This window comes from Mesorhizobium sp. M7A.F.Ca.US.002.01.1.1, from assembly GCF_004022955.1.
In the GTDB taxonomy this organism is placed as follows: Bacteria; Pseudomonadota; Alphaproteobacteria; order Rhizobiales; family Rhizobiaceae; genus Mesorhizobium; species Mesorhizobium ciceri.
In genome coordinates, this window is sequence record NZ_RZQE01000322.1 from 1 (window position 1) to 6,758 (window position 6,758).

General features: G+C 62.0%; 8 protein-coding genes and 1 pseudogene. 1 reads left to right on the forward strand and 8 read right to left on the reverse strand.

Going from position 1 to position 6,758, the window contains the following annotated elements; translation table 11 throughout:
- From EN932_RS25055 to EN932_RS25090, 8 genes are all read right to left on the reverse strand, one after another.
- On the reverse strand, positions 1-1,213 hold a 1,213-nt coding region (locus EN932_RS25055), incomplete at its 3' end, for a 2Fe-2S iron-sulfur cluster-binding protein (RefSeq protein ID WP_128369140.1).
- Positions 1,164-2,138 (reverse strand): methyltetrahydrofolate cobalamin methyltransferase, encoded by a 975-nt coding sequence (locus EN932_RS25060; RefSeq protein ID WP_128369141.1) that lies wholly within the window; start codon positions 2,136-2,138, stop codon positions 1,164-1,166. The genes EN932_RS25060 and EN932_RS25055, both read right to left, overlap by 50 nt.
- An 81-nt stretch (positions 2,139-2,219) precedes the next feature.
- On the reverse strand, positions 2,220-3,311 hold the full coding sequence (locus EN932_RS25065) for a methylenetetrahydrofolate reductase (RefSeq protein ID WP_013531168.1): 1,092 nt from the start codon (positions 3,309-3,311) through the stop codon (positions 2,220-2,222).
- Entirely contained in the window at positions 3,308-3,934 is a 627-nt protein-coding gene (locus EN932_RS25070) for a methylenetetrahydrofolate reductase C-terminal domain-containing protein (protein WP_013531169.1), read from the reverse strand. The genes EN932_RS25065 and EN932_RS25070 overlap by 4 nt, the downstream gene beginning before the upstream one ends.
- Positions 3,927-4,229, reverse strand: a complete 303-nt coding sequence (locus tag EN932_RS25075; protein WP_013531170.1) for a virulence factor — start codon at positions 4,227-4,229, stop codon at positions 3,927-3,929. The genes EN932_RS25070 and EN932_RS25075 overlap by 8 nt, the downstream gene beginning before the upstream one ends.
- A 204-nt stretch (positions 4,230-4,433) precedes the next feature.
- Positions 4,434-5,216, reverse strand: a complete 783-nt coding sequence (locus tag EN932_RS25080) for a formyl transferase (RefSeq protein ID WP_027160505.1) — start codon at positions 5,214-5,216, stop codon at positions 4,434-4,436.
- 93 nt (positions 5,217-5,309) lie between these two features.
- Complete coding sequence (locus EN932_RS25085) at positions 5,310-5,885, reverse strand: DUF4893 domain-containing protein (protein WP_013531172.1); 576 nt, start codon at positions 5,883-5,885, stop codon at positions 5,310-5,312.
- A gap of 104 nt (positions 5,886-5,989) precedes the next feature.
- The gene (locus tag EN932_RS25090) at positions 5,990-6,619 is read right to left on the reverse strand and encodes a DUF1638 domain-containing protein (protein WP_127370317.1); all 630 of its coding nucleotides are present in this window, start codon (positions 6,617-6,619) and stop codon (positions 5,990-5,992) included.
- Between the two features lie 63 nt (positions 6,620-6,682).
- Here EN932_RS25090 and EN932_RS39775 point away from each other — a divergent pair.
- Positions 6,683-6,758, forward strand: a pseudogene (locus tag EN932_RS39775) (EncA/B family entericidin); the annotation flags it as partial.

A 6,758-nucleotide genomic window follows, 5' to 3' on the forward strand; every position in this document is an offset into this window, starting at 1 on the left:
AGATCTCGTCCTGGCGATGCGGGCCTTCCGACAGCGTCACCGCCGCCGCATCCGCACCGACATGGCCGGCGATGCAAGGCAGCATATAGAGCCTGGCGCCCTGGTTGAGCTTGAGGCCGATGTCGGATGCCTTGATGTGCACCGCGCCCGAAACGGCGAGCGCGAAGGGGGCACCGCCAAGCTCGGTCGGATCGATGCCGAGGAACAGATGGTGCATGATCGGATTGCCGACGAAGACGCTGTCCAGGATGTCGTTGCGCTGGACATTGCCTTCGGCGCAGACCTTGTCGACGAGACCCGAGATCGCCTCGCGCACGGCGACCGTCATGCCCTCGCGGCCGTCCGGGTTCATCATCACATAGGAGACGCGGCTCATCAGATCCTCGCCGAAGCGGATCTGCGGGTTCGAGGTGCCCGACGAGGCGGCGACGCGGCCCGACAGCAGCGACACCAGATGCATGGCGATGGTGGTCGAGCCGATATCGCAGGCCAGCCCATAGGCTTCGTTCTTGAGGCCGGGCCAAAGTGCTACGACGCGCGCTGTCTCAGAGTCGGCATCCTTGTAGATGGCGGCGGTCGCGGTCCAGTTGCCCTTGCGCAGGATGCCTTGCACCTGCGGCAGCAGATAAAAATCGAAATCGAGGCTTTTCAAACCCCAATCGTGCATCAGCGCGATCTTCAGCCGGTCGAGATCACCAAGCGGCTTGTGCATGTCGGGTTCTTCGATCTCGACATAGCACATACGGATCGCCGCATCGCGGGCGATGACCCTGGTGTCGGCATCCTTGCGGATGGTCTGCGCGTTGATGACGGTGTCCTGCGGCACGTCGATGACGAGATCGCCGAGGATTTGTGCCGAGCAGGAGAGGCGACGCCGTTCGGGTAGGCCGCGGACGTGCTCATAGCGCTCTTCCTTGGCGCCCTTGGGCGTGATGTGGTCGTTGGAGGAGGTGATCTTGTGCTTGGCGAAATTGCCTTCCTGCACTTCGATCTGGCAACGCCCGCAAGTGGCGCGTCCGCCGCACACACTTTCGACATAGACGCCGAGCTGGCGCGCGGCATCGAGCACCGGGGTGCCGACAGGAAACCGCCCGCGCTTGCCCGACGGCATGAACAGCACGAGCGGGTCGGTGATGTTTGCAGGTGAATTCACGATTGCGCGCTTACCCTCGGCCCATCCGGGCTTCACGGCCGCCACGGCGGCGACCGCCATTGCCGGCGCCGTCGCCCGGCGCATTGACTTGCGTCGGGGCGGCAACGGCCTGGCCGCCTTCGGCCGGCTTGTAATCCTTGTAGGTGCGGATCCAGTTGGTGCAGTTCTCGTCGGTGCCGTTCAGCACATTGGCCCCGCGCACGGCTTCCATTTCCTGCGGCCGCACCGGGTTCATGATGGCCGAGGTCATCCCGGCGCCGATCACCATCGGGATGAAAGCGGCGTTGATGCCGTGGCGATGCGGCAGGCCGAAAGAGATGTTGGACAGGCCGCAGGTGGTGTTGACCTTGAGCTCTTCACGCAGGCGACGCAGCAGCGCGAAGACCTGGCGGCCGGCATCGCCCAGCGCGCCGATCGGCATGACCAGCGGGTCGACGACGACGTCATGCGCCGGAATGCCGAAATCGGCGCAGCGCTCGACGATCTTCTTGGCGACGGCGAAACGCACGTCCGGGTCCATCGAAATGCCGGTTTCGTCGTTGGAGATGGCGACGACCGGCACGTTGTACTTCTTGACCAGCGGCAGGATGGCTTCGAGCTTTTCTTCCTCGCCGGTGACGGAGTTGACGAGCGGGCGGCCCTTGGCAACCTTGAGTGCGGCTTCGATCGCGGCGGTGACGGAACTGTCGATCGACAGCGGCAGGTCGACCAGCCCTTGCACGATCTCCAGCGTCTGCACCAAAAGGCCGGGTTCGGTCTCGTTCGGATCGACCGAGGTGACGCCGGCGTTGACGTCGAGCATGGTGGCGCCACAGGCTGCCTGCTCCAATGCGTCCCTGATGACGGTCTCGAAATTGCCCGCGATCATCTCGGCGGCCAGCTTCTTGCGGCCGGTCGGGTTGATGCGTTCGCCGATCACGCAGAACGGCTGGTCGAAGCCGATGATGATTTCTCGTGTCGCCGAAGCGACGATGGTACGGGTCATAAATTCTCTCCGCCGTGATATAAAGATTTCTTTATATCGTTGTCTGGTTTCGTTCAAGCGAATGGGTGACCGTCCGCGCCGTCAGTGCGCGGTCTTCACCATGTCCACCTGCGTTTCGGTAATGTCGTCGTGCAAGATGCTGTCGAGCCGGTCGGCGACAAGCTGATCGTCGCGGCGGATCTCACGTTTCCATGGCTGGCGGCCCTTCAGCACGCCCGATTCATCGACGATCTCGGCAACATATTCTTCCTGTCGGTAGGCCATCACGTGAACGCCGGAAACACCTGATATTTCCTTCACCTCGTTGATGATGTCGATGCAGAGCTGCTTGCCTTCCTTTTTCTGGTCCTGGGCGCCTTCCAGCCGCTTGATGACAGAATCGGGAATATGGATGCCCGGCACGTTCGAGCGGATCCACTTGGCCGTCTTGGCCGAGGCGAGCGGCCCGACGCCAACCAGGATGAAGCATTTTTCGGTATAGCCGAGGTCGCGCACCTTTTGCATGTAGGTGCGGAACATGGGCACGTCGAAGCAATACTGGCTCTGTACGAATTGCGCGCCGGCGGCGATCTTCTTGCCCAGCCGGTGCGGGCGGAAGTCGATCGGCGGCGCGAACGGATTGATCGCAGCACCCAGGAAAAGCTGTGGCGGCGTCGTCAGCTTGCGGCCGGACAGGAACTTGCCGTTGTCGCGCATGATGCGGCAGGTTTCCAGGAGCGACATGCAGTCGAGGTCGAACACCGGTTTGGCGCCGGGCTGGTCTCCGGCCTGGACGCCGTCACCTGTCAGGCACAGCATGTTGGCGACGCCCATCGCAGCCCCGCCCAGTACGTCGCCCTGGATGGCGATGCGGTTCTTGTCGCGGCAGGCGATCTGCATGATCGGCGCATAGCCCATGCGGGTCAAAAGTGCGCAGATGCCGACCGAGGACATGTGGCAGTTGGCGCCCGATGCATCGACGGCGTTGATGGCGTCGACCCAGCCGTCGAAGATTTTCGCCCTGTTGTAGACGTCTTCCGGATCGGCGCTGTCGGGCGGGTTGAGCTCCGTCGTCACAGCGAACTCGCCGCGCCGCAGTACGCGCTCCAGCCGACCGCGCGAGGTGTGGCCGGGCAGGGGTTCGAGCGGCAGGTGGATGCCGGCCGGGTTTTCGTCGCGCTGGCGGCCGATCATGCCGACGCCCCGGTGCTGGCCGCCTCATTCTTGGCGGCAGCGGCGGCTTCGCGCGCGGTGGCCGCCTGCGCGGTCACCCGCAGCCAGGCCGAGGTTTCACGCAGCGACTGGTCGACCGGCTTCTGCACGGTCAGGATCCTGTCGCTGTGCACCATGTTCTGCGAGCCTTCCCAGGCCTTGACCCAGACGCAGGGCATATCGGGCTCGACCTCGCAATTGCCGTTGGCGCGGACACCGCCGCAAGGGCCGTTGCGCAATTGCTTGGGGCAGTTCATTGGACACGACATGCCTGTCGAGGACAAGATGCACTGGCCGCACATGCGGCAGTCGAACATGAAGCCCTTGACGCGCTTCTCGACAAATTTGATCGGCCCTTCGACACGGCCATAGCCTATGCCTTTCCATAAGGGATGGAGGAGCAGGAACATGTCGGCGAATTTGGCGTAGAACCATTCGAGTAATCGCGAGTGCCGCACCGACCATAATCTGACCGCGAAGGAACGCTGCACGCGCCGCTGCGGCGATACGTCGGCCGGCTTGTAGTCGGATTTCGGCGCTGCCTTCTTGACCAGAGTGGCCTGGGTAACAGCCGGCCTCTCCTTGGCAGGAATGGTTTCAGACATTTTCTTTGCCGCCCGCCTTGACCAGAGCGACCAGCCGCTCGCGGTCATATCTCGTGTCGATGTCGTTGAATGCCTTCTCGACTTCGGCTTCGAGGTCGTCGCCGACCGGAATGGGATCGGCTTTGCGCCATTCGGCCAGATAGTCGTCTGTACCGCCGGCGCCGGTGCGCATGGCGCACATGTCGATCGCCTCGGTAAAGCGCAGCGGCAGTTCGCGCTTGGCGTTCTGCCGGCCCTTCTTGACGATCACCTGGGCAGGGATGTCGCGCCAGTAGACGACGATCAGATCGGCCATGAATTCTCACTCCTCGAACTATCGAGCATTGCCGCAAGCGCAGTGGTGCCGCTTGTTATGGGACGACGCGCGCGCATTCAAAAGCGACGCATTTCGATGTCGTAAAATGAAAGGTGGGTTTATTCGTTTGCGGCGTGTGCCGGCGCCCGGTCCAGCGCGTCGGAAACGCTGGCGCGCAGTATGCCGTCCAGGACGAAAAACGCGCTACCAGATGCCAGTTCTGAGGCCCGTCCAGACGTAGAACCAGATCGTCGGATGATACCAGAGTTTCGAAGGCAGGCCGGGATCGATCGTCGTGAGTTTTCCAGCCAGTGCATCGCTGACAGCCTCGACGCAGATGTCGCGCGAGAACGCCGTCTGGCGTAGCGCGTGACTTGAGATGGTGTCGCCTTTTTTCGATCTGCCGCGCGCCTGCTTCAGCACGCCACCAGTGTCGACGCCAGCGTCGACGAGGTGGACAGTCGTGCCGAAATTCTCCGCATCGCCTGATACCAGAGCCCAATAGCCGCCATTCATGCCGCGATATTTCGGCGTGATGCCCGCATGGTAGTTGAGCACCGGGCAGGGCATTTTGCTCAGCATCTCAGCCGAGATTAGTCGGCAACCGTTGAGCAGCACAACGCCTGGCCGGATCTTCTGGATCGCCTGCAGGCACTCAAGCCCATTGGCCGAGGCTACCGGGATGATCTCCTGGCCTGGTCGCGGCTCAACCTCCAGCTTCTCCTCGGCAATCAGTCGCGCGCTATGGCCGGCCAGGAATCGCTTGCCCAACCTACTCAGTACCATCGTGCCAAGCTGGCCGATGGCGGAAATCCAGCCTTGGCGGCGAGCCCGGCCACGCAGCAATTGCTTTTTGGATTCAGGCGTTTCGAGGACGACGCTGACAGGACCTACGCGGTCGGCGATCGCATTGATCATAGCCCAGACATGCTGGCCGCCTCCGGTGACGACCACGATCGGACGCGTATTGGATTCTGATGCTGCCATGGATCTTGCCCCCTCCAAGCAACCGTTCTCGACAATAGACGGGATGCTAGGGTGTCCGGGTTAATCCTTGGTGATCAGCTCTTCGATACACAGTCAGCGCTTGAATTCGATGATATCGAGCTTCGATTCATAGTAGGGCGCCGGAAATTCGATGCGCCATTCCTTGGCGCTGTTGCGGAAGGCGTAGCCGACCTGGTCGGTTTGCGGACCGCTGCCATAGGGCTTTGCCGGATCGCTGTTGACATAGAAGGAGCCGAGATAGATCGCGCGTTTCTCGCCATCGTCGAAGAAACGGCCCCTGGTGCGCTGCGAGCCGCTGATCTTCTCCAGCCGCCAGCCGGAACCGTCATCGGTCACCTTGCACTTGAACCAGCCATAGATGACGAGCGGCAAAGGTCCGCCGGCCTTGATGGTGCGGCACTGCCAGTTGCCGGTCAGGTCCTTGTCGGAAAAGGCCACCAGCGGCTTTGCCAACAGGGCATCGAGTTGCTTGACCTCGGCCGGGTTGCCTGTCTTCGCCTCGGCAAGGGCTGCCTTGCGGGTCTCGCCATATTTGTCGAGCCGCGTCTTGTCGGCCGGGGTGATGAGTTTCTGTATCTCGCCGTCGGCATGGGCGGGCAGGGCCAAACAGAGGAGGCCGAGTGCAGCTATCAAGAGGCGAGGGGTCATCAGTGCGTTTCCATGGCTGGCAGTCTGTTTGCTTGTGGCGCACACCTTACCCGTCCACGGCGGCCTGTCATCTAGCCTTGAGTCATCGCGGGGCAAGAATTGCTTCAGGCGCCTGCAGCCGCCTGCGCCATCCCGGCCGTCAGGTCGCCATAACCGGTGGCGCGGCGTTCATAGACGAGATCGAGCATTCTGGCGGCTTTTTCGGCGACCTTGTCGAGTTCCGGATCGTTGGTCTGGGCGAGGTAGATCAGCTTCTCGTAATTGCCGAAATAGTCCTTGATCAACTCCGGGTGCTTGTCGAGGCCGAGCGGTTTCATGAAGAAAGCGTCGAACTGCCGGCAGAGGAAGTCGGTCATGTAGAACGACATCATGTCGTCGTCTGCGACTTTCGCATAGGCCTCCATGCCCTGGTAGAAGGCGAAGCAATGCGGGCCGGCCATGCGCTCGACGCCATGCTTCTCGCAGATGCGGTCGAGCAGACCGCCGGTGCCGCAATCGGCGTAGCCGACGAAGATGTTGCTGTAGCCTTCGGTCTTGGCTTTTTCGATCGCCTTGTCCATGGCCGGTGCGATGCGGTCCGGGTAGAAATGGAATTCCGCCGGCAGGCAGGTCAGGTCGAGGTGATCCAGCCCGAGCTGTTCCTTGACGGCCAGAACTTCGCGCGCAATCATCCCGCAGGCGATGACGAGCAGCCTGTCGTCTTGATTCGGTTTCGTTTTTTGCGTCTTGGCCATGGAACCAGTCGAGCGGCCTTCGTTGTTGTGGCGCTAATTTATCTGTTGAGGGAGACACCGTCCATGAAACTGCTGCGCATCACGCCGATTGCCATCCTGGCCTGCGCCTTGGCCCTTGCGGCCTGCGCGAACACCGTCC